Annotated in this window: 18 protein-coding genes; 4 read left to right on the forward strand and 14 right to left on the reverse strand. The window is 47.5% G+C overall.

What is annotated here, in order from left to right; genetic code table 11:
• Positions 1-664: 664 nt before the first annotated feature.
• The 3 genes from glgB to JGK14_RS30360 form a co-directional block, all read right to left on the reverse strand.
• Complete coding sequence (glgB, locus tag JGK14_RS30350; protein ID WP_293225834.1) at positions 665-2,959, reverse strand: 1,4-alpha-glucan branching enzyme; 2,295 nt, start codon at positions 2,957-2,959, stop codon at positions 665-667.
• Between the two features lie 385 nt (positions 2,960-3,344).
• The gene (locus JGK14_RS30355) at positions 3,345-4,016 is read right to left on the reverse strand and encodes a glutathione S-transferase family protein (RefSeq protein WP_293232679.1); all 672 of its coding nucleotides are present in this window, start codon (positions 4,014-4,016) and stop codon (positions 3,345-3,347) included.
• Between the two features lie 119 nt (positions 4,017-4,135).
• Positions 4,136-4,399: a serine protease gene (locus tag JGK14_RS30360; RefSeq protein WP_293181399.1), complete on the reverse strand. Its 264-nt coding sequence runs from the start codon at positions 4,397-4,399 to the stop codon at positions 4,136-4,138.
• A 331-nt stretch (positions 4,400-4,730) separates the two neighbouring features.
• On the opposite strand from JGK14_RS30360, the gene JGK14_RS30365 reads away from it, so the two are divergent.
• Together JGK14_RS30365 and JGK14_RS30370 are read left to right on the forward strand one after the other, a co-directional pair.
• A complete protein-coding gene (locus JGK14_RS30365) occupies positions 4,731-5,315 on the forward strand; it encodes a hypothetical protein (RefSeq protein ID WP_293181402.1) in 585 nt (194 codons plus the stop codon).
• Between the two features lie 429 nt (positions 5,316-5,744).
• Complete coding sequence (locus JGK14_RS30370; RefSeq protein ID WP_325315856.1) at positions 5,745-7,652, forward strand: peptidoglycan D,D-transpeptidase FtsI family protein; 1,908 nt, start codon at positions 5,745-5,747, stop codon at positions 7,650-7,652.
• A gap of 470 nt (positions 7,653-8,122) precedes the next feature.
• Here JGK14_RS30370 and JGK14_RS30375 read toward each other — a convergent pair whose 3' ends face one another.
• From JGK14_RS30375 to hpsA, 7 genes are all read right to left on the reverse strand, one after another.
• Complete coding sequence (locus JGK14_RS30375) at positions 8,123-8,755, reverse strand: pilus assembly FimT family protein (RefSeq protein WP_293200962.1); 633 nt, start codon at positions 8,753-8,755, stop codon at positions 8,123-8,125.
• A gap of 438 nt (positions 8,756-9,193) precedes the next feature.
• Positions 9,194-9,832, reverse strand: a complete 639-nt coding sequence (locus JGK14_RS30380) for a Uma2 family endonuclease (protein WP_325315857.1) — start codon at positions 9,830-9,832, stop codon at positions 9,194-9,196.
• Positions 9,833-9,863: 31 nt separating this feature from the next.
• Entirely contained in the window at positions 9,864-10,949 is a 1,086-nt protein-coding gene (locus JGK14_RS30385; protein ID WP_325315858.1) for an SGNH/GDSL hydrolase family protein, read from the reverse strand.
• 41 nt (positions 10,950-10,990) lie between these two features.
• On the reverse strand, positions 10,991-11,578 hold the full coding sequence (locus tag JGK14_RS30390) for a prepilin-type N-terminal cleavage/methylation domain-containing protein (RefSeq protein WP_293216592.1): 588 nt from the start codon (positions 11,576-11,578) through the stop codon (positions 10,991-10,993).
• A 57-nt stretch (positions 11,579-11,635) separates the two neighbouring features.
• Positions 11,636-12,727, reverse strand: a complete 1,092-nt coding sequence (hpsC, locus tag JGK14_RS30395; protein WP_293216589.1) for a hormogonium polysaccharide secretion pseudopilin HpsC — start codon at positions 12,725-12,727, stop codon at positions 11,636-11,638.
• A gap of 61 nt (positions 12,728-12,788) precedes the next feature.
• Positions 12,789-13,421 carry a hormogonium polysaccharide secretion pseudopilin HpsB gene (gene hpsB / locus JGK14_RS30400; RefSeq protein ID WP_293193549.1) on the reverse strand — a complete coding sequence of 211 codons (633 nt, stop codon included), beginning with the start codon at positions 13,419-13,421 and terminating at the stop codon, positions 12,789-12,791.
• A gap of 41 nt (positions 13,422-13,462) precedes the next feature.
• Positions 13,463-18,706, reverse strand: coding sequence for a hormogonium polysaccharide biosynthesis protein HpsA (hpsA, locus tag JGK14_RS30405; protein WP_325315859.1), 5,244 nt, complete (start codon positions 18,704-18,706; stop codon positions 13,463-13,465).
• 503 nt (positions 18,707-19,209) lie between these two features.
• Here hpsA and JGK14_RS30410 point away from each other — a divergent pair.
• Positions 19,210-20,133, forward strand: coding sequence for a hypothetical protein (locus tag JGK14_RS30410; RefSeq protein WP_293216580.1), 924 nt, complete (start codon positions 19,210-19,212; stop codon positions 20,131-20,133).
• 130 nt (positions 20,134-20,263) lie between these two features.
• On the opposite strand, the gene JGK14_RS30415 is transcribed toward JGK14_RS30410, so the two are convergent.
• From JGK14_RS30415 to JGK14_RS30430, 4 genes are read right to left on the reverse strand one after another with little or no spacing between them, the layout of a single operon-like run.
• Positions 20,264-20,671, reverse strand: coding sequence for a hypothetical protein (locus JGK14_RS30415; RefSeq protein ID WP_293193552.1), 408 nt, complete (start codon positions 20,669-20,671; stop codon positions 20,264-20,266).
• Between the two features lie 18 nt (positions 20,672-20,689).
• Positions 20,690-21,088 carry a hypothetical protein gene (locus JGK14_RS30420; protein WP_293193554.1) on the reverse strand — a complete coding sequence of 133 codons (399 nt, stop codon included), beginning with the start codon at positions 21,086-21,088 and terminating at the stop codon, positions 20,690-20,692.
• Complete coding sequence (locus tag JGK14_RS30425; protein WP_293193556.1) at positions 21,085-21,291, reverse strand: hypothetical protein; 207 nt, start codon at positions 21,289-21,291, stop codon at positions 21,085-21,087. The genes JGK14_RS30420 and JGK14_RS30425 overlap by 4 nt, the downstream gene beginning before the upstream one ends.
• A 34-nt stretch (positions 21,292-21,325) precedes the next feature.
• The gene (locus tag JGK14_RS30430) at positions 21,326-21,478 is read right to left on the reverse strand and encodes a hypothetical protein (RefSeq protein ID WP_293203566.1); all 153 of its coding nucleotides are present in this window, start codon (positions 21,476-21,478) and stop codon (positions 21,326-21,328) included.
• A 233-nt stretch (positions 21,479-21,711) separates the two neighbouring features.
• Between JGK14_RS30430 and JGK14_RS30435 the strand changes: the two genes are divergently transcribed.
• Positions 21,712-22,476: a sulfotransferase domain-containing protein gene (locus JGK14_RS30435; RefSeq protein ID WP_325315860.1), complete on the forward strand. Its 765-nt coding sequence runs from the start codon at positions 21,712-21,714 to the stop codon at positions 22,474-22,476.
• Positions 22,477-22,595: the final 119 nt, after the last annotated feature.

Below are 22,595 nucleotides of genomic sequence, written 5' to 3' on the forward strand. Positions count from 1 at the left end.
GTAAGGCTAACACTGCATAATTTCAGCCCAAAAGCGTTTGGCTTCCAAGTTTTCACAACTGATAAAAAAATCCGACCCACATCTGCGGAATGTGGGCTAGAAAACCCAGCCCTGTCAGGCGTGGTGAATTTGAACCAGAGAAAAAGTATAAAACCGCTATTTCAGCTCAAATCCGTTAGCATCGGAATGATAATTTTCTCTCGTCTTTCTCTGATTCTTCTGTGGTTGAATAATTCCGCAGTTACCGGATTTGAGCTGAATAGTTTTTATTCGGTCGCGTAATTGTGTACGTTCGTACACGAAAAAACTAGCGAAATTCATTAAGGTTTTTTTTTGCCGAAGATGAACGGCCGATAACTCGCGATCGACTAAAACAAGTCCGCCGCCAGATGCCGTCGCTGCAACACCGAGTTTTTCTGGGATCTCGAATCCGGTAGCATGGGAATGATAAATTTCTCTCCTCTTTCTCTGCTTCTTCTGTGGTTGAATAATTCCGCAGTTACCCGATTTGAAATCGCGAGCCGATTTTTCTCTCCTTCAAACAAGAAACTTTGCTATATGGAGTTACAGAAAAAACCCGGTTTCTTGAAGAACCGGGTTTCTGAATAACCTCAAAGTTTGATGCTTAATCAAGTTTTGATTGTTAACTCAAAACTCTCACAACTTAAAACTCTTGAGATTTTGCTCCTGTTTTTTCCCGATCGATCTTTAAGATCAACACACCCAAAGGCGGCAAACACAAGTCGATCGAATAAGCGCTGTTGTGGAACCACCACTCATCAGTCCACTTACCTCCCAAATTCCCCATATTGCTGCCGCCGTACTCCCGCGCGTCGCTGTTAAACAACTCCGTATAGAAACCCGGTTCCGGCACTCCGACGCGATAGTGAGAGTGTGGCTGTGGCGTAAAATTGCACACAGTAATCACAAACTGATCGCCATCCTTCTCGCGGCGCACAAAGGCCACCACGCTGTGTCTGTTGTCGCTGCAATCAATCCACTCAAACCCATCCTCAGCAAAATCTTGACTGTAAAGTGCCGTTTCGCTGCGGTACAAATTGTTCAAATCCTTGAAAAATAGCTTCAACTTTTGGTGTGGCTCAAATTGCAGCAACTGCCACTCCAAATCGCCCCAAACGTTCCACTCTTGCCACTGGCCGAACTCCATCCCCATAAACATGGTTTTCTTTCCGGGATGGGCAAACATAAAGGTAAACAAACACCGCACGTTTGCAAACTTTTGCCATTCGTCCCCTGGCATTTTCCCGATGATGTGGGCCTTGCCGTGGACAACTTCATCGTGGGACAAAGCCAACATAAAATTCTCGCTGTGGTTGTACCACATACTAAAAGTTATGTTGTTCTGGTGGAACTGCCGGAACCACGGATCCATGTGGTAGTAGTCGAGCATATCGTGCATCCAACCCATGTTCCATTTCAGGTTGAAGCCCAAACCGCCTACATAAGTCGGCCAAGATACCATCGGCCAAGAGGTAGATTCTTCGGCGATCGACAATGCGCCTGGGAAATAGCTAAAAATGACGTGATTTGTCTGGCGCAGAAAATCTGCCGCCTCGATATTTTCGCGTCCACCGTACTGGTTGGTCAGCCATTCTCCGGGTTCGCGGCAGTAATCTAAGTACAACATCGAGGCTACTGCGTCTACGCGAATGCCGTCGATGTGATACTTGTCAAACCAGAACAGAGCATTTGATACTAGGAAATTCCGCACTTCGTTGCGGCCGTAGTTAAATACTAGGGTTCCCCACTCTTTGTGCTCGCCCTTGCGGGGATCGGCGTGTTCGTACAAGTGAGTTCCGTCAAAGAAGGCTAAACCGTGACCGTCTTTGGGGAAATGTCCCGGCACCCAATCTACCAGTACGCCTATCCCTGCGGCGTGGCACTGGTCAACAAAATACATGAAATCTTCTGGTGTGCCGTAGCGGGATGTTGGGGCGAAATAGCCTGTTACTTGATAGCCCCAGGAACCGTCGAAGGGATGTTCGGCAATGGGCAACATTTCGATGTGGGTGAATCCTAAGTCTTTGACGTAGGGAATTAGCCGATCGGCCAATTCGCGGTAAGTCAAAAAGCGCGCCCCCGGATTCAGTTCCGAAACGGCAACTGCTGGTTGTATTTCTCCGTTTGGCAGTACGGCAGGTTCGGCTGTACCCGCGTGCAGCCAAGAACCGATGTGGCATTCGTAAACCGAAACCGGCTGCGTCAGTTGGTCTGTGTGCCGCCGCTGTTCGATCCAAGCGCTATCGTGCCAAGTGTAGGTATCTAAGTCGGTGACTATTGAGGCTGTTTTGGGCCGTACCTCTTGCTGGAAACCGTAGGGGTCGGACTTTTCGTAGGGATGTCCGTCTTGGTTTTTCACTTCGTATTTGTAGTGAGTTCCGTAGGATAGTCCCGGAATGAATAATTCCCAGATGCCGTTTTGGGATTTCCGCATTTGATGTTTGCGGCCGTCCCACAGGTTGAAATCTCCTAAGACTGAGACGTTACGGGCATTTGGAGCCCAAACTGCAAAATATACTCCTGTAATGCCGTCTACTTCGGTGAAGTGGGCTCCTAGTTTTTCGTAAATCCGGTGGTGGTTGCCTTCTGAGAATAGGTGAAGGTCAAATTCTGTGAGTTTGGGCGATCGAAAGGCGTAGGGGTCGTAGATAAAGCGTTCGTGTTCCCCTTCTTTGACTCGCAGTTGATAGTTTGCTAGTTCTGGGGTGTCGATCGTACATTCAAAAAAGTGATGGTGATGCTCTGATTTCATCGGGTATTCGGCCCTCGCTTCAGGCAAAACTACCGATACTGCTTCGGCATTCGGCAGATAAGCTCGGACGACCCAGACTTTTTTGCCATTTTCTTCGATCGCGTGGGGGCCTAGCACTTCAAATGGATCGTGGTGCTGATTCCAAACAATCCGGTCTATCTGTTCAAAGGGGACGGTCGCGGGCATAAAACTACTTACCTCAATCTTTTGACTAAATGGCGGCTTTCAAAACCTAGAGCGGAGCTGCACTTTACATTTGGATACATTTTTGATCGCTAATGCTACCACGCTTACTGCAACCCTTGCGCGCGCTCTTGCCTTGCTGGCGACCAAGCTGTGCTTTTACTGCTAAGGGCTAACATCTAAGTATAGAAATATTAAAACAAATTGAAAAATTTATATTTTTTAGATAATATCCTTGACTTTTTTTAACCTGTGTGATATAAAGTTTTGGCAAATTATGGTTAATGTGCCAAACCAAGGTGGTCAAGGTGGGTGAGTTTGGCCGAGAACTCAATGTTGATTAATTAGTGGAATTTTCAGGCTGGGGCGATCGCCCGACAGGTATCTTTTAAAATCCCGGAGGCAGGGTTTCGCCGCAAACTTCGTGAATTTGGGCAATGCGCTCCAACAGCCAAGGATACTCAACCTGGTATTGAGGAATCAAAGCTAAAGGACTCAGCAGCGCGGCAGCAGTAATATCTGCCACGCTCAAGGAGTCGCCTACCAAATAGGAACCATCTTGCCAGCGACGCTGCAACAGGCCTAAAGCAGCGCTCAGGCGCAACTCGGCGAGTTTTGCCGAAGCGTGGTTAATGCCGAACTGGCGGCGCGCCAACTGAATCACTAACTGGCTCAAAACAGACGGGTCGATTTCCTTGCCCGCACCGGCGCGAAACTCGTAGTAAACAAATCGAGTGGCAATGCCGATGCTTTCATCGAGCCAGTCTTCCAGCATCCAAGCCTCTGCTTGCAAACTCTCGTCTGCCGGCAACAGCGGCGTTGAAGGAAAACTAGACTCGATCCAGTGGAAAATTTGCGTCGAGTCTGCGATCGCCCCTGGTTGACCTTCAAGTTGAGGCAGCAGTACCGGCACTGTCCTCAAACCCCCCGTGAGAGGCTTGAGTTTCAAAACGTGCAGGCCCGGAGTCAAATTTTCTACTTGAAAGGGGATGCCCTTGTAACCCAGCGCTAAGCGGACTTTGCGGCAGTAAGGGGAGGTACTGAACTGTAGTAAAAGCATCTGACAAAAAATAACACCCAACTTGAGGCCTAGACTGATGAGATTGAAAAATGCGAAGAGCGAACCATTTTTCACCCTTGAGGCTAGGCCCGTTGGGGTTTTACTCCGCGATCGCCTAGTTAGGGCTTTTTAGGAGAGGGAGAAGCACCGCCTGCTGGAGGCTTGTCTGCCCCAGGAGACTTTTCAGCCCCAGGAGACTTTTCAGCGCCAGGAGTAGCCTTTGGACTTTCCTTTGGTGTTGCTGGAGCAGAAACAGGAGGAGGAGTAGTACCGCCACCAGGAGTGGGGCTAGCGCCACCGCCACTGCCGGCATCACCGCCGCAAGCGCCGAGGGCTGCTGCAATGCCAATTACCAAAGTCAAACGAATTAATCCCTTGTTCATAAACACTCCTTAACATTCAAAACCCATCGCAAGGAAGGGAATAGTGTACTTGAGAAACAATGCTGGCACGAATAGATCGACGATTCGCTCGTTGATTACAATACTGCATTTATTAATAAATTTCACATTGATTCTGGCGAACCGGCAAAAAATTCATTTTTTTGGCAAATCTAGAAGTCAAAGAGACCAGTGGTAGGATGGGTTGGTTGGTTTGTGAGGTATCTTTGGTAAGGATAACCGAGATTTCCAGAAATTGGCGATCGGCAACCGCAAAAACTCCTAACCTCACTCAAGCTGAAGCTGCCCCTCTATAAAAGTATTGGTGAACTCTATGACCGCTGCTATCAGATCCCCGGATTCTCCCCGCCGCTCCCGATCGACCGGCAAGCCCACCACAGACGCCGCCAAAAGCAAAGTTACTTCTATTGCCCGAGCTAGACGGGCAAAAACTGGGCCCCAATTGCCTAACTACTCCCCAGCGGACGAACAGGCCAAACCTCGCGCGCAAGGATCGGTGCTGAAAGTGATGCCCGATCGCCAGTCGCATCCGATGTGGCTGCGATCGCTCCTGCGGGTGGAGCGCGCCTCCTGGGCCGCATTGGTGCTGCTGTTGGGCGGCGCTCTGACTCTCTACGGTTTGACTGTTTACGGCGAGCAGCGCTGGAGTCAAGAGTATCAAAAGCTGGAAACTCTGCGCCGGGGCGAACAGCAGTTGAGTGCTGCTAGCGAAGTCTTGAAACACCAACTTGCTAAAGAAGCTGAAAATCCAGAAACCGGTTTGGCTGCACAGAAGCCTGCGGACACGATTTTCTTGCGCCCGGCCCCGGAAAACCGATCGCCCGGTGCGGCGGCACCAAATTCCGAAGAACCTGCTCTCAAGAAGCGATCGGGTGGGGAAACGCCGCTGGGCTATTGAGGCAATGTCGATTTGAGATTTTAGATTTTAGATTTTAGATTGACTCGCAGCGCCGTGAATCTGGAGGCTTGAATCTTGAGTCTAAAATTTGGGGATGCACAAACATTGTCTGTCGGGGCTGCGGTACCCGTTTTTGGGCAATGTCAACGCGGAGAGGGCCCTCTTGGGGATGTGTCCGAGGGTCTTGCTTCGGGTTTGATTTTTGTGAAAGTGCCGATCGATTTTGGCCCTACCTACCCTCGGTTAAAGTTTTCAAATATTATTTGAAAATAATAAAGAGAAGTTCAAAAAAATAATGCTACAGTAAGCAGCAAATCCCAATTTAATATTTATAAATTATTCGCAATTCTTCAATTATTCAATTCATAAATCTAAAATCTAAAATCTAAAATCTAAAATGGTAGAACTTGTTGGTGAATTTGGAATGCTATGAGCTACGATCCCCGTTTTGACCGCTACAGATCGCCGAATTTTAAACGTCCAAAAGCGTCGAGCGATTCCCTACGGGATAGCTACGCTTCACGCACTTGGTGGGGCAAACCAGTCAAACCCAGAGTTGCGGCTACGGCTAGCAGCCCGCCTCGGCCACCCCTGGAGCGTTTAAAACGCAACAAGTTCCGCTTGTGGGTTGTGTGGGTGGTGTTGATGCTCGGGGGGCTGGGGCTAGCTGTAAATTTGTTTTATTTGCAGGTGACGCGAGCTCCGGCGCTACGCAAACAGGCTCTTCAGCAGCAAACTCTCAAAACGAAGCCGTTTGTGCCGAGACGCCCGATCGTCGATCGCGCGGGGAATGTGTTGGCGATCGACAGACAGGTGTACACTCTCTACGCTCACCCGAAGTTGTTCAAGCACTCGAAGGCGGAGATTGCTGCTAAATTGGCTCCGATGCTGCCGATTGAAGTAGCCCCTGGCAATACGGCGGAAACTGAACTGCTGCGAAGGTTTAATCTGGCAGAAAGTGGTATTACGATTGCTAGTTCTTTGGCTCAAGAGGTGGCGGATCGCGTGGGGCAGATGCAAATTAAAGATAGTCCCGTGGATGGGCTGGAGTTGGTGCGGCAGCAGCAGCGTTTTTACCCGCAGCAGGAGTTGGCGGCGGATGTTCTGGGTTATGTGGATGGGGAACGGAAGGGACAGGCGGGGGTGGAATACAGCCAGCAGAATTTGCTGGAACGATCGATGCCGTCGATTCAATTTAGTAAGTCGATCGACGGGCGTTGGCTTCCCGATCGACTGACGGCGGGTTTTGTGCAGCTTGATGACTTGAAATTGCAATTGACGATCGACAGTCGCTTGCAGCGGGCGGCCCGGATTGCTCTGAAGGAGAAAATGCTGAAATATGAGGCGAAGCGGGGCGCGGTGATTGTGATGGATGCCCGAAACGGCGAGTTGCTGTCGGTGGTGGCTGAACCTTCCTACGATCCGAATCAATATTTTAATTTCGATTTGTCGCGCTATAAAAATTGGGCTGTAACTGATGTTTATGAGCCTGGTTCGACTTTTAAACCGATTAATGTGGCGATCGCCCTGGAAGCCGGTGCGGTCAAACCTAACACTGTGTTTAACGACGAAGGTCGGATTTATATGGATATCTGGACTATCCAAAATTCCGATTACAAACAAGCAGGCGCCCGCGGCCCTTCGACTGTTACGGAGATTTTGAAACATTCTAGTAATGTGGGGATGGTTCACATAATGAACACGATGAAATCTTCTCTTTACTATCAAGCTTTAGAAAAATTGGGACTGGGACAAACTGCGGGTACAGATTTGCCTTTTGAAGTAACGAGTCAGCTTAAAAATCGAGAGCAATTTATCAATTCTCCGGTGGAAGTTGCTACTACTGCTTTTGGTCAAGGTTTTTCTATTACTCCGATGCAGTTGGTGCAGCTTAATGGGGCTTTGGCTAACGGTGGCAAGTTGGTAACTCCTCATGTTGTGCGGGGACTTTTCGATCGCGAAGGTCAACCTTTTTGGAAGCTGCCGAGGGCTGTTCCGAAGCAGGTTTTTTCGCCACAAACTACCAAGAAGGTTTTGGAAATGATGGAAACTGTGGTGGATGGTGGTACGGGGAAAGCTGCACAAATTCCTGGGTATCGGATTGCTGGGAAAACGGGAACGGCTCAAAAAGCTAGTGCTGGTAGGGGTTATTCTGATAAGGCGATTATTACTAGCTTTGTGGGGATCATGCCTGTGGAGGCTCCTCGGTATGTGGTGCTGGCGGTGATTGATGAGCCTAAGGGTGGTGGTACGGGGGGAGTTGTGGCGGCGCCGATTGTGGAGTCGGTGATGGAGGCGCTGATTAATATTGAGAAGATTGCGCCGAGTAAGAAGTAGGAAGCAGAAATCTTGGCGGTTGGAAACCGCGTCTACACAAACGATGTCCGCCTCCGCGGACTAAGAAATATGATGGAATTTGAGAAATCCCGGCGGTTGGAAACCGCGTCTACACAAACGATGTCCGCCTCCGCGGACTAAGAAATATGATGGAATTTGAGTTGAAATTCCCGGCGGTTGGAAACCGCGTCTACACAAACCATGTCCGCCTCCGCGGACCGCGTCTACACAAACCATGTCCGCCTCCGCGGACGAAGAAATATGGAATTTGAGAAATCCCGGCGGTTGGAAACCGCGCCTACACAAACGATGTCCGCCTCCGCGGACGAAGAAATATGGAATTTGAGAGAAATGTGCGATTGACTCTTCAACCCGCGGAGGCGGGTTTTGTTTGTGTAGACGCGGTTTCAACCGCCGGGATTTTGGGTTGATCGGTGATATATCGATCGCCGAATTCGATGTAACTGAATTCAGTAACAGAATCTATTTTTGTTATTGTCTGGATTGGGTTTTCTTTGTCTTTCGGAGGTGCGTGTATGTCCTAAAAGTGTGGAGATGATGACGCATCGATCGCCTTTTGGAAGATTTGGATGAGATAGTGTGAGGTTTCCTTTTGCTAGAATGCTTGTGAGGCCGCATTCGTCAGTTTTGTTATACACTGGGCAACCTTGGTAATTGAACATGGCTCGCCAGACTGTTCCATTTTCTTTTACTTCATTTGTGTTCTCATTGACCTTCCGCAATGTTGTGTCATTTTGATTTATCCTAATCTGATATTCTAGATTTTTCCATTGGTTGGCTGGTACTTGGGCTGGTGTAATCTCGGCTTTGTGGACTGCTACTTGTAGGTTTTCTCCTACTTGCTTGAAGCTGGATTGCCATGCAATTTTGTCGCGTTTGGCGTTGCTTTGGGCAAGTTCCATTGCCCAATAAGCCCGATCGACTGATACCTTCAAACGCTGGTTGTTGATGAACATTAGCCAAGAGGGGCTGGCGATCGCACAAAATATCCCCAGTATTGCGATAATTATCAATGTCTCAAGCATTGTAAAACCGGCGTTAGGTGCTGTGGATCTGCGTTTGGGGGTTTTATTTGTTGACACGTAAGTACACTCAGTGATTTTTTGTTTAAAAAAAATAGCTGGAAGGCTCTATTTTTGTTGGGAGTATTTTAACTTTGAGCGTGGTTACTGTATAGGTCGCTTAAATAAAATTTACATAAAAAATTAGGATCTGGTAGGGGCGGTGTGGATGAGGATCGCCCTTTGGGACAAATTGCGGGTATTGATGCGATCGCCCGCTGTGGATAAATCGCTTAAAAACCTTTGTATCTTTCGTTGATCGCCTAGGTAAGATCCCCCTAAATCCCCCTTAAGAAGGGGGACTTTGACCAGGCTCCTGTCCCCCCCCTTCTTGCCGAGTCTCGATCCCCCTAAATCCCCCTTAAGAAGGGGGACTTTGAGAGTATTTCTTGTCCCCCCCTTAAGAAGGGGGGTTAGGGGGGATCCAGCCTATGGGATGAGAGTCGATCGCCCGAATTGCTAAATTTGCGATCGTACTAAAGCTCGAAAGGCTTTCATGGCGACGTTTCTGCCGGCTGTTTTGCTTTGTTGGATATACTGGGGGATGAGATGGGCGATCGGGAAATTGGGAAACTGGAGACTGCGATCGCCCTTTACATATTTTCCATCTTGCAATACGCTAATTTCCAGCTTGCGGCCGTTGTAGCGCCACAATTCGGGAACTCCTAATGCTTCGTAGTTGTTGAGCTGAGTGCGGGAGGTGAGGTCAATTTCGATCGCTAAATCGGGAGGTGGATCTGTTGCTAAATCAATGCGGTTTTTGCCTCTGACTGCGGCTTCGTTTTGGATGTAAAAACAGTCGTCAGCTTCTATAGCTTGAGCCATGTTTTCATTTTTAAAGGTAGTAGATCCCAGAGAACAAAATTCGATTTCTAATTCTTCAAGGATAATTTTCACTAAGTCACCAATCAGGACTTTGCCAGTTTCGTGTTCGGGTAGGGGAACCATGATTTCTAAGCTTCCTTTGCTGTAGGAAAGTCGGGATGCGCGACTTTCTCCCAATTCTGTTAGTAGGGTTTCAAACATTTGCCAGGTGATGTCTCTGAGCAATAGTTGATTTCCTGGTGGTACGGTGATTTGCTTGAGTTCTAGCTGCATAGTTTGTATGTTTTAAATCGAACTGGGTGCGCTACTTTTTCATTAAGTCGTTGTTCTCAAAGAATTTTGATAATTCTCCGGCAGCAATTTTATTTGCTACTTCATTGGGATGTTGGTCAGTTTTGTGTACCCAAAGCTTGGAATCCTGTTGGCCAATGAATCCATTCAATAAATCGACAAACGGAATTTTCAAAGACGCACAATAGTCTTCTATTATTTTGTGAATATGTCTGAATGGATAGCTATCATCTAGTTTAAAGAGTACAGGGTATACTGTAACTACAAGCTGGAAGTTTTGTTTTTTAGATAGCGTTTTTCCTGTCCTGAGCGCAGTTTTGACAGATTCCCAACCGGGGCTACCTTCTAAATAACCATCTTGGTAATGACGAATCATTTCCTGATATAGAATAGGTTTTTCAATGCTGCCGATCAAAGCGTTGATAAAAAACGAGTTTTTTCTAACTTGAGCCAGTACCTTTGGTCTAGAGATAAAGTTAATTGTGCCTGTTCTGTCTGCATCGTTCAAAAATACTACGATTACTACTACGTCTGGTTTGAATTTTATTACATATTCCTCAACCAACTTGATTTGTTCTTTGGTGGATGTTCCTGACACACCAAAATTTAGAACCTGGGTGTTGGGATATTTGGATTGTATTGCGTCTTCAACACTTACTGGTAAGGTATCGTTATCTTTTACACCCATCCCAAGGGTAAATGAATCACCTAGGAACGCTATCCTGGTTATACCATTAGCTTTCTCAAAGGCTCGATCCAACCCCCGAAATCCTTTGGCATTTATGGTTCCTGACACTTCATTTTTTTCATTAAAATATCTTCGAGGATTGTCTGGGTAAGTATATAATAGCTTTCCATTGGGTTGATAAGCATATATTTGCCCTTGAACACGATCCTCCTTCCATATAACTATCCTAGAATCCCCTATATTTAAAAGTCTACAAACTCCTTCTGCTAATAGAAAAGATAGTAGTATGCTAATCACTAATGTATAGAACTCGTCGTTTTTAAGACGTTTTTTTGTGACAACGATAATTAATAATAAAAAAATTATAAATGCCGCTAAAGGGAGATCGATAATATAATTCGCAATTCTCATGTATTAGACATATCTTGATTAACGATGAAACTTATTGAAAACTAGGGTAGCGTCGGGCAATCAGTTGCTTGATCGGCAGTTCTCATTCCTCCTATGATAGTTTCCACGATCGCACATTGCTTACCACCACCGTTAACAGTAGAAACTGCGACTATAAATGAAGTCTTATCTGGATTGCCTTGGTAATCAAAAGTGATGGAGGATTTTTTAGGATCAGTAGAATCAGGTTTACTAAAGGTAAGTTGAATAGTACCGGGTTTGATTTCGCCTCCACCATCTAATTTTTGCTCGCTACCACCAGTGGGTAGTGCCGGAATAAACGTAACTTTTGGCGCGACAGATGTATCGAATGTAATTGTGACTGGGCTCTTAGTTCGCTTTGCTTCGCTTTGTGCAAGTCGCAATGATTGGAAAACGCGATCGTTCACAGTGCGGACTCTTTGTCGGTTGATGAAGCCCAACCAGCCCGGAGCGGCGATCGAAGCCAATATACCTAACATAATCACTACCACGAGCAATTCTAAAATGGTGAATCCATTATCGCCCTTTCTGGATCTAGTTTTTGGGAAATTGGGAGTTGCTGTGTTGTCACAACTCTGCAAAAGTTTTAATAATATTGCGGTTTTCATTTTACTTTCCTGTTTTATCTGCTAGTCAGCGATTCGGAAATGTGTTTCAGACATCGATTATTTTCCTCGCGCCCCCAAACCTTGTACTTGCACAGTTGCTGTGGGGAAAAATGCCGACCTGCTGTCAGCATAGTCAACACCGTTGGCTTGAAGGCGGCGCAGGCTGTTTCCTCTGATCGTAACTCTGGCTAAATTTTTAGATGTATCAACACAAGCGTAGAAGCTGGTATTGGTGGGATTGTGTATTTTTAGTTGATCTTCTGCGATTGCTTGCGTTTGGGTTCCAACTTGGGTAATGGGATTCCCTAAAGCAGTGGTACATTGAGTGGGTGGTGGCCCTGGGTTTGTGCGATCGAGGTAATTAACTAATACATCAATGCGCTCCCAAGGAAGTCCTGGGTTCGTTACCCTTTGAGTTGGATTACTGATGTCAAAACCTGGCAGAGCGGTAGTACCTATGTTAAAGGCCTTACTGAGCTTTTGCCCGTCAGGATTTTTTAGTTCGCCATCAGAAAAATAGCGTTGTGCTGGATCTGGATTTGCAGATTTAGCAGGATTTTTCAGTCCGTCCTGAATTTGATATCGAACAATACGGGTAGGACACGTGCCTCCTGAAGGCTGACACCAAATGGGATCGGTGTCGCTAACTTGGTAGTACGCAACTAATGATAGAACATAGCTATCGTTGCAGGCACCTGCGCCAGTCAGTGGTGTGTTGTCAGCGCAATCTTTTGGTATACCACCCGCTATAGGAAGAGAATTTTTGAGCTGCTGGCGCTTCCAAAATACCAGAATAGGGGTGTTATTTTGGTCGGGGGGGACGGGCAGGAAAGTCCGTATTGCAGGGATGCCTGTAGCGGTATTTGTGGTAGCAGGATTATTATCGTAAATATAAATAGCTTGACTCAAATCTTGGGCGATGAAATCAACGGCCGCCTGAATGTCTTGCTCGGTGTTTGACTTGACTTGTTCTCTCCTGTCGGTATTCAGCATATCGACTACAAAGCTGAGCATCGGCGTGATGATTAAAAATGCCATAACTGTTCCGATCAATAGCTCGATCAGGGTCATGCCCTTTTCTCTTTGAGCTGGCTCAGAGCGGTTTCGCTGGTGCTGACTTTTCAGAAGCAACCTGAGTAAAGTTTTCATTTTTACTTCTTCCTTTGCCGAGTGGTAGGGAACATTTTTTATTAACAAGGATTTTGATTAGTTATTTACACGCAGTGGTGCTAATCGCACCGGTTTTAGGATCTATGATGCGCGAGCAGAGCGATCCATAGGAACCTGGTACTGTAGAAGCAGGAATTTCTGTTTTCATTTCCACCAAAGGCGCTTTAGGGTTGCCCAGCCCGGAATTGGCAACAGATTGCTGTCCTGTCACAAAAGGTAGCGCACCATCGGCTCTGTAAACGCGAACAGTTAAAGAGTAGCCTGTGTCTGTCGGATTGGTACCAGGAGAACGAAGACCCTGAACAAGAAACTCTTGGCTACTACCAGTGCCACTACAATCTGGTTTTCCGCAGTATAAATCATTACGGTTTGTAGGAGCGGCAGGAACGGCAGGAGGAACAGCAGTATCTGGTTTAGGAAATCCTGGCAGGCTCGCTGGGGTTGAACCTGTTGGTCTTATCGCCCCAGTCCTGAGAGCGTCGATGTAAGCTCTCGCCGCCTGTGTGGCCAGTTCCACCCGCCGCGCTTGTACGCGAGTTGCTACTGAGAAGGCCATCACCGGGGCGATCGCAATCATCAGCACCGAAACGACAATCATCGCTACCAATGACTCGATAATCGTGTAGCCACCGTCTCGCGACTGGGATAAATTTTGCTGTGGTTGTCGTTTCATAATTAGGACTCCAGTAATTGCGCGGTGGAAAGTTAGGGGAGTTAGAGCTGTTGTGGGCAGTCAGTGGGACGACTGGAAGTAGCCGGCGTCGAACCACCATTAAGACTGCCATCGTCGCGAATCCCGCACATCAAAGTTTTCACCCACTCGTCGTTTCGAGGCACTTCTCGGAAGAACTCGGCCGGTTGAGTCTTGGAAGGAGGAGTAGTGAACTTTTGAGTGAATAAATCCGGCGGCTGAGGTAACAAGCCCACGTCATAACCCCAGTTCCGATTCGGCGGGGCGAAGTAAGCAAAATTTCCTGTACCCTGAGTTCTATATACGGTTGAACTTCGTGAGGGTATGGGGGATAGGGAAGGAGCAGTGGACAGACCGAACACGCTTTTTATGTTTGCGACTGAACCTGGTGGAGTTGCTCCGAGGATCGGCTGATAGGGTGCTGTGCTAAAGGCGCTGCGGTTTAGCTGAATAAAAGAACCCTTGATATTAGTAGTAAATCCCCCAAACCAGCTTTCCAAGAATCTGGGCAAGTTTTGTAAGCCGCCGTTTTGGTCGCCGACTGCGCCATCGATGTTTACAGAGGGAGTATCGCCAGTTGCCATGATCAGATTGAAAGTTGTATTTCCAGCTTGTGATATCCATCCGGTTTCTCTCGAAATTTCGGGACCGGGAAAACGACTAGCTGTACCTGTCACATCTAGGATCTGTAATAAGGGCATTAATAGCGGCTGCGTTCCATTTAGCTGCGTTGCTAAAGGTAGGACTGGGGGTTCTGGTATTGGTCCGGTTATTAAGGCTGGTAGCGGTGTATTGCTGCCATCTGTGTTGGGGGGGGTAGCAGCGGCGGTATTTACCACATAGGCGCGGTTATTACTGTTAAAAACTGGTGCCGCCCCAGGTAGCCCGGCCGCAAACCACAGAGAATTATCTCGGTCTGCAAAGGGAGGGGGAGGATTAGCTCCGGGAGCAACAGGCGCAATATTACCACCTGCACCTCCAGTAATCGCCAAAGGTTGTGGAGTGTCGGGGGTTAATAACCCTCCAGCCGCATTTCTTGCGAAAGCGACGCGACGGGGGAATCTTTGTAATGCTGGAAGCGGGGGATCGAATGTTGAACCAGCTTGAAAAGAAGCACCAGTTGCAGGTGGGACATAATTCGTACTCACAAGGAGTGCTTGGAATGCCGTCTGTTCGTTTCCAGGTCTTAGATCGACAAACCAGTCAGCATCGCTACACTCAGAAACTGGCAATCTTGTGCAAACTTCCATCACATACTCTGGGAATGCCCCGCGCCGTTGAACGGGAGTCACAAAGTTGTTGAAGTAAGAACTTGTAAAGGTGCCAGGTGCACCAGCGTAGGTAGCGTCTGTAAGCGGTGTAGCGCTAGCACCAGTCTCACCTACTAAAATACCGTTATTTGAAAACGCTCCGCTGGAAAGTCCGTTAGTGACAAAGTTGTTGTTGAAAAAGCCTCTTTGTCTGCGGCGCAGTACGGCCTCAGCCCCCGCATTATTTCGCAGGTCAAAATCTCCTTCGTTGCGGAAACCAAAACGATAGTTTGCCGACAGGAGGGTAACAGCATCTGACAGAACATTTGCCGGTCTCCAGTAGTCGCCACCACAATTAGGGAGTCTGGGGTCGCCAGCGCGACAAGCAAAGTTGGGATCTAGTTGAGCTTTAGTGCGCTGGTAAAAGTTTCCCCAAGTTCCATTCACAATATTTGTAAATTCTTCAACTTGGATAACACCTGGCGACGGGACACCGGGAGTTGGGGCGGGGATTCGGCCGTGGGTGTTAAATTCGCCTTGGATGTAGACGGGCAAATTCGATACTAAGGTCAGACCTTTTTCCTTCACTACATCTGCTACGCTAGTTACCCTTGCCGGAGGGTCATTGGGAGTAGTACCACCGCGAAACAGGTAGTTACCGTTAATCAAGAGAATACCGTTTGGCTTGCGACTGGGGTCGAGGGTGGAGTCTGAGGGACTGACTCTTTTGCTCGTGGCTTCGTCAAGCCCAGTGACTGGAGTACCCGATCGAGCGCTGCGATCGGGCAGAGCATCGTCCCGACTTGCGTAGATAATCCCGCTGTTGGGCAGCAACCACTCTCCAGCAACTGGTTTTGGTGTTTGGCGCAAAGCTCTGATATTTAGCTGAGTTGCACGAATTTCTAAGGGTTCTCGTTCTTCTAGCGGCTGGTTGTAATTGACTCTTAATGTTGCTGCTTGAGGGCTTGGAGGCAGAGGACTGCTGAGCGTAAAGGCTTCGTTAACTGTGGTAAGAGGGTTGTCACGTTCGACAGCCTTAATTTCTCTGCCATTCAAAAATGCTACTTCTTGAATTGCTCCGTGAGGAATCAGTGTGGGATCGGGAGTAATCCTCCCGGCGAGAATGTCGAGAGCACAGAACGTTGAGTCGATCGCAGCTTTTTGTGCTAGTGTGCGACCAGCTTCAGGTACCAGCAGGGCTGTTCTCAATGGCCCGTTGGCAAACCGACCGTCGGGGAAGACTAAGCTGGCTTGCATATCCAAAACCGCTTCTCCACCAGTCAGCACGCCATTAACGGGAGTAGACTTCCCGGGGGGTCTGGTTCTTATGGTCGCTGGGTAGGTGATGCCATTGTTGGAGCCGATGAATGCCGGCCGATTTCCCAGTGTTCGTGCGCCGCTTGGTGCTCTGGCACCCTGCCCGCTGACATCAGTGCTGACATCAGTGCCTATAGTGCCACTGGTAATATTTCTGGCTGTAGAAGCATTGCTGGGGTCATAGTAACTGCTAACACAGGCATACGGTTTTTGATCTGGTTGGATGGCACCAGTAATCGTGTCTGGGTTGTAGCCGAGGGATGTCGGAGATGCGTAGTGATAAACAGCCGTTGCTCGCATCCGCAAGTCGCCTTTGGCATATTTTTTCACGGTGCCATCAGAATCACTTGGAAGTAGACTATTTGCCGTAAGGGGGGATGAGGCTGTGTCGCTCCAAGCTTCCCAAGCACCTGTTACGTTGTTGTATACCTGAGAACCAGCCCCGAGCGGCGACATCGGCATAGTATCGGGCCAAACTACGGGGTACTGTTCAACAGCAGTAGTTGCGGGGTCGTCGTAAGTATTGGCGGCACCAGGGGCAGGAACGAAAGGTGAAGGGCCTGTTTCGCTGGGTGCTGTCCCATCGGTAGCCCCATCGTTCCACCGGGGTGGGGGCAGGAAGGAGTTTGTCCGATCGTACACTCCACCACTTGTAATCACTCGCAGACCGCCCGTCCCATCAAGGGGATTTCTCGGTATTTGAGCTGCTACTGCTTCCCAGAAACCATCTCTAAAGGGAGGAGTGCCAGTACCGGGGAGTTCTCCGAAACCATTACCGCGGTCTGTTCCTCCAACGTCAGCGAGCTTGGTGACTTGGGACTTGCGGGTGCGATCGGGTTCTCCACCTGTCCAGGGCCCACCAACCTTTTGTGGTTCGGCTGCTCCGAAGAATGTGGATGTGCCGTCCCACCGCAGGGCTGGTAAGTTGTTGCCTACTACTACCCTCTCGCCCAAATTTAGTTCGCTGTCAGTAGGTTTTATTTCTTCCGGTTTTCTTGACGCCAGTTGAGCCAGATTGAGGGTGAGCCCTGTCGGCCCTGTGTTACCCCCTACCTGATCTTTCCCAGTTCCTATAACAGTTGTCGGAAAAACCCAATCATCTATGGGTCTCAGCCTGTCCTTACTTTCTTGAATGTAAGTAGTGTAAGGTGTTACCGTCTTATCGGGTACGTCAGTAGTCTCAGATCCCAGCGATACTTCTGCAAAAGGCACTTTCCGCAGCCTGTCTTTGAAGTAAGATTCCAGTGCATTGGGGCGACTCATGGGCTGTTGGGTACTACCTGCTGGGGGATTCATCAATAGCTGAACAGATGGTGGATCATCGGTTTGAGGCTTTGAATTTTGACCCTCTACTAGCGCATTTAACCGTCGAGAGTAAGCGTTGCCGTTGTAAATTACCTGAAGGCTGTTGTTGGTAACAGATTGATTTGTGGGGTTAATAATTGCTGGTGTTGTGTTTGGTTCGATGGTAGCGGGTAGTTTTTCCTTAAAAAGATGTACATTTACCGGTCTATTAGTCAGATCGCCTGACCAACCATTGACTACGTTACCTGCAACCTGAATTTTGCTATTCTCTTGGTCGTAGAAACAAGAGCCTCTGCTGCTAACTTGAAATAAGTTGAAATTCGCGGTGTCATTAGTACGCGTTACTAATAAATTGCTATTTGTCAAAATCCGCCCGTTTAAATTTAGGTCAGCACCAGGGGATATCTCTAAGTCATCTTCATAAACTACCGCGTTGTTGCTGAGGGGAATACGGCTTTGGTCTTGCTGATATTCTAGTGCCGATATGCTAGAAGTTCCTGTGAACGCTTTATATTTATTGGCACCCAAAGCAGCAACTTCTGTATCTTTGATCGGTACATTAACCGTATAAACAAAGAAACTTTTTCTCAGTTTACCGTCTAGCTTGTACCAGCCTGAGTCTCCCACCAAGGTAGCGACATTATCGCCTGCGCCCTCCGACAGACAAGCCGGGTCTAAGGAACCCAAAGCCATCGGTGGCGTTCTGGCATCCAAGGGCTTTCTCGCCCTTGCGACTGCTAGAGATGTTGAATCAAGAGGAGGATTGCGAAAAAATATTCCATAGAGGGTGAAAGTGTCAAATTTGCCGTCGTTATTTGTATCGACGGGATATCTCCAAGCTGTATTTATGGCTTCACTTTCTACGATTCCAGCTCCGATCTTTTCAAGCGGTGCTTTTTTAGGATCTGCTGTGGCAGAGGTGTTCAAGGTAGTGTTCTTTAAGGGATACTTAAGTATCAAACGCTCCTCGTCAGCAAACTTATACAAATCGCTAGTTGTAGTATTTGCTGACATCACCCTGTACAATTCTGCATCCGAGGGAGTAGATGTCGGCCTTTGGGGATCTTCGTACAGCATGAACTGAATTTTCGCTTTTGCCCGATCGAGCGCGGGAGTCGCGGCCGCCAGCACTTGCTGGTTGACGCGCACGTTGCGAGCCATATTCGCCCGATCGAACGATCGCAGGACGATCGCCACAGTCAACAAAATCACTACCAGCAACACCATCGTCACCGTCGGCAGCACAAACCCCGCCACCGGCAACTTTGCCCTGCGGCCCATAGCCATAAGGGCTTGCAGCATTGCTCTCATCAGCCGCTTCGCCCCGGATCTGGTAACACCAGCAATCCGCCGCAGCAGCGATACGATAACTTTGGATAATTTGCTCTTAAACATTGACGCCTTCCTGAATAATTTCAGAGATGGTATTGCAGGTAGTTACTGCTGGACAGTACGATCCCATTTTTATAGTTCCCAATTTCCACAACATCCATATCAGCCCTTGCAAAAATTCACCAAATGTGTAATTCGACTGATAAATAAAATTGACAAACCCGCAAAGAGGTTTGCTGCCGATATATTTTCCCCGAAAGATTTGCCCTGCAAGGATTTGGGCTGGGGAACTCCACTCTAGTCTAGTTCAATGATATTGTCAGTGCCCAGAGGCCGAGTGAGTCCGATCGCCAAAAAACAGCGATCGCGATCGCATCGCCCCAAACGCCCACTCATAGCAAAGGAGGTTAATTTACCTCTTCGTGTATTCTGATCCCACCCTTAGATTCTTTTGAGGGTCAACAAGAGTGAAGCTAAGCAGCGGCGGGCTTTGTTCGTGTAAGTGCGATGTTCCGGCATCAGTCTTGTTAAAATAATATAGATAGTCGTAAAAAAATTTTATTTCAATGGCTAATAGACTCCGCCCAATTTTAATTTCTTGCTTGATTTGTATTTTTTTGTTAAGCCTGTATCATACCTTAGTATTAGGTGGAGTTGTGTTACCCAGCAATGGGATTAATGGGCCGCAGAGCAATACTATCAAAGCTCAACGCTACATTTACAATCAAAAGTTCGATCTAGAAATGGTTCTGGTAGGAAGTTCAATAACTGCACGGATAGATCCTGAGTACATCAGCCCTCAAGCCGTAAGTCTAGCTCTCCTAGGAATGTCTAGCACAACTGGTTTACAAATAATTGAAAGAGAAAAGTTTAAACCCAAATTATTATTAGTAGAACTCAGCGAAACAATTCTAAAAGGGGAAAAATATAAAGCCAACCAGGAATTCATAGGAAACCTCTACCAACCAGTATTTTATTTTCTTCGTTTACAATTTCCAATGTTTAGACAAGAATATCAGCCAGCTACTATTATAATTCAATCATTTATCAAAGCGGTTACAAAGGAAAATAAAATTTTATTTAGGTTTTTAGAAGAAGCAAATAGCACGCAAAAACAGATAGATTCAGAATTAAGACAAAAGCTAATTCAACAGCAAATACAAGCGAAGAAATATCCTATACATACAGGAGTAAAGAACGCAATTACTGAAGAGTCTGAGTACATCAAAACTAAAATCACTAAATTAAAAAATGCAGGAGTGCGAGTTGTTCTCATGGACGTACCTAACGAACAACGAGTCAAGGATACAATCATGGAAAAGCAACTACGACAATTATTTCGAGAGCTTTTTCCCGAAAATATTTATGAGTGGCTACCAGAACCGCCGTCAAGAGACTGGAAAACTAATGATGGGATTCACTTAGTTACTTCGAGCGCCAAGGAGTATGGTAATTTTTTGAGAACTCAACTGTTGAAAACTGCTCAATAGACATTTCCCAAACATAAATTGTGCGATCGAGATTTCGACTGGGACTAAATTTTACGCCATATCCGTAGGGAAACGGCACTGCCGTATCCTCCTCCAACCTATCCCCTACGGAATCCCCCGCCCTGAAATATCAAGCAGCAGCCGTAGCATTGGCTTGCAGAGGCTCGATTTCCTCCGGCGCAGCGTGACGGCGCGCGTCATTAAAACTGCCCGCAGCCAGCCAATTAGGATTTTGGGCCGCCTCGCAACCAATCACGTAAAGCGAAGATTCGTTAAATGCAGCCCAGAGAGTATCGCAAGCCTGTTTATCCATCAGCGAATCTGCGATCGGGCGATCGTGAATCACAGCAAACAAATCAAACTCGTTGCGTTTTGGATTCCACTGGTATTGCAAACTAGGATCGTAACCCATTTCGATCAATTGTGCGATCGCGCGATCGGGCGTATATCCATCCAAGTGCACTCGATTCAGATAGATAGACACTTGGACATACTCATCTTTTGGAGGTAGCAGTCGGTAATTTAAGTTAGTCATCATTATTTGTTTCCTCAAATATCAAGCAGCGGCGGTAGCATTTGCTTGCAGAGGCTCGATTTCCTCCGGCGTAGCGTGACGGCGCGGGTCATTAAAGCCCCAAGCAAATAACCAATCGGGGTCAGCGTGTCCGCAGCCGATCGAATATATCTGACTGTGCCTAAAATGTTTAAAGAACTCCTGACACTTTTCGTCAGTCATCAGCGACTCATCTAGCGGCAAATCATGAATCAGGGCATACAAATCAAATTCATCTCGTTCTGGATTCCATTGATAGCGCAATTGTGGACTGTAACCAAGTTCGCTCAGCTTTGCCAAAGCCTCATCAGGGTTAGCGTAGCCGTCTAATCGAACGCGGTTGAGACAAACCACTACCTGAACGTGGCGGTACTTTGCGGGTGTTAATCTATATTCGGTCATGAGTTTTTCCCTCTTTTCTCATCACAAGTGTAATAGGCTCTCCCGGTTACGTCCGAGTGTCTCGTTGCTTCGCGATTTTGTTTTTCGCAGCGTTTAAAAGCTTCTGCGTCACTCCGGGCATAAAAAGGTCTGTCCGGGTTTTCCGCTAGTTCGGCTTCTAAATCCTCCCAAGATTTCTCAGGGTTATTTGGGTCTCTCAACATTTGTTTCCTCAGTTTTGGTGGCCGTCTTGATGCGCTAGGGTTCAGACTCTGGCGAGGTTGCTTGTATCTCTAGCCACTGCTTCATCAGTAAACCAACGACTTCACTCATTGGTTTTTCTTGGGCCGTACAAGCTAGTTTGAATTGCAACTTTAGCTTTTTGTCAACGTAAACGCTCAGCTCAGCCATGTCAGGTGGAATTTTTTTAGCCATATCTCTCATGCGCGCATATCTGCATTCTCGCATCTGGCGATCGAGAACGAGTTGCTACGTATTGCGCGCAATCGCGTTAAACGTAATAGTAGCACGATCGGCTAAAAAACCACAACCCCGCCGAGTTATACGATTCAAATACAGGACACGGCAGTGCCGTTTCCCTACTAAAAACCGTTATATTGATCCACAGATATCATCACCAATCCATGAAACAACCCTCCAACCCCCCCGACTTCATCATCATCGGCGTCCAAAAAGGCGGCACAACATCCCTGTACAACTACCTGATCCAACATCCCCAAATCGCCCCCGCCGCCCAAAAAGAAATCCATTATTTCGACCTCAACTTCGACAAAACCCCCGACTGGTATTATTCCCAATTTCCCCAAGCACAAAGCGGCGAACAACTGCTAACCGGAGAAGCCAGCCCCTACTATATTTTTCATCCCCGAGTCGCCCAGCGCATCCACGATTTATGTCCGAAAGTTAAAATCATCGCCCTACTGAGAAACCCTGTAGAACGCGCAATTTCCCACTATCATTACTACATAAAAATTGGCTACGAATCGCTATCTCTCGAAAGTGCGATCGCCCACGAACCCGAAAGACTCAAAGGCGAAATCGAAAAAATCCTAGCGAGTCCAACCTACGAAAGTTACAACCACCGCCACTACACATATCTGGGCCGCGGCATTTACGCCGACCAACTTCCAGCCTGGATGCAGCTATTTCCCAAATCACAACTTTTAATCCTCAAAAGCGAAGATTTGTATGTTAATCCTTGCGGCACATACAACAGCGTGTTAGAGTTTCTAGGCTCGCCGCCGCACGAATTAGAAACCTACGAAAAGTACAATTCCAACCAATATCCGCCCGTCAGCGAGACAGTATACGAGCAATTAAGAGCATATTATCGATCGCCCAATCAGAGATTAACTCAATTGTGCGATCGAGACTTCGGCTGGGACTAAAAGGTACGTAGTTGCGCTTGAGCGCTCTTTGAGAGATGTATCAAAATACGAGTAATTGAGGGAATACGATCGATCGCCCAATCAGAGATTAACTCAATTGTGCGATCGAGACGGAGGCT

The sequence above is a fragment of the Microcoleus sp. PH2017_28_MFU_U_A genome (assembly GCF_020738035.1).
GTDB lineage: Bacteria > Cyanobacteriota > Cyanobacteriia > Cyanobacteriales > Microcoleaceae > Microcoleus.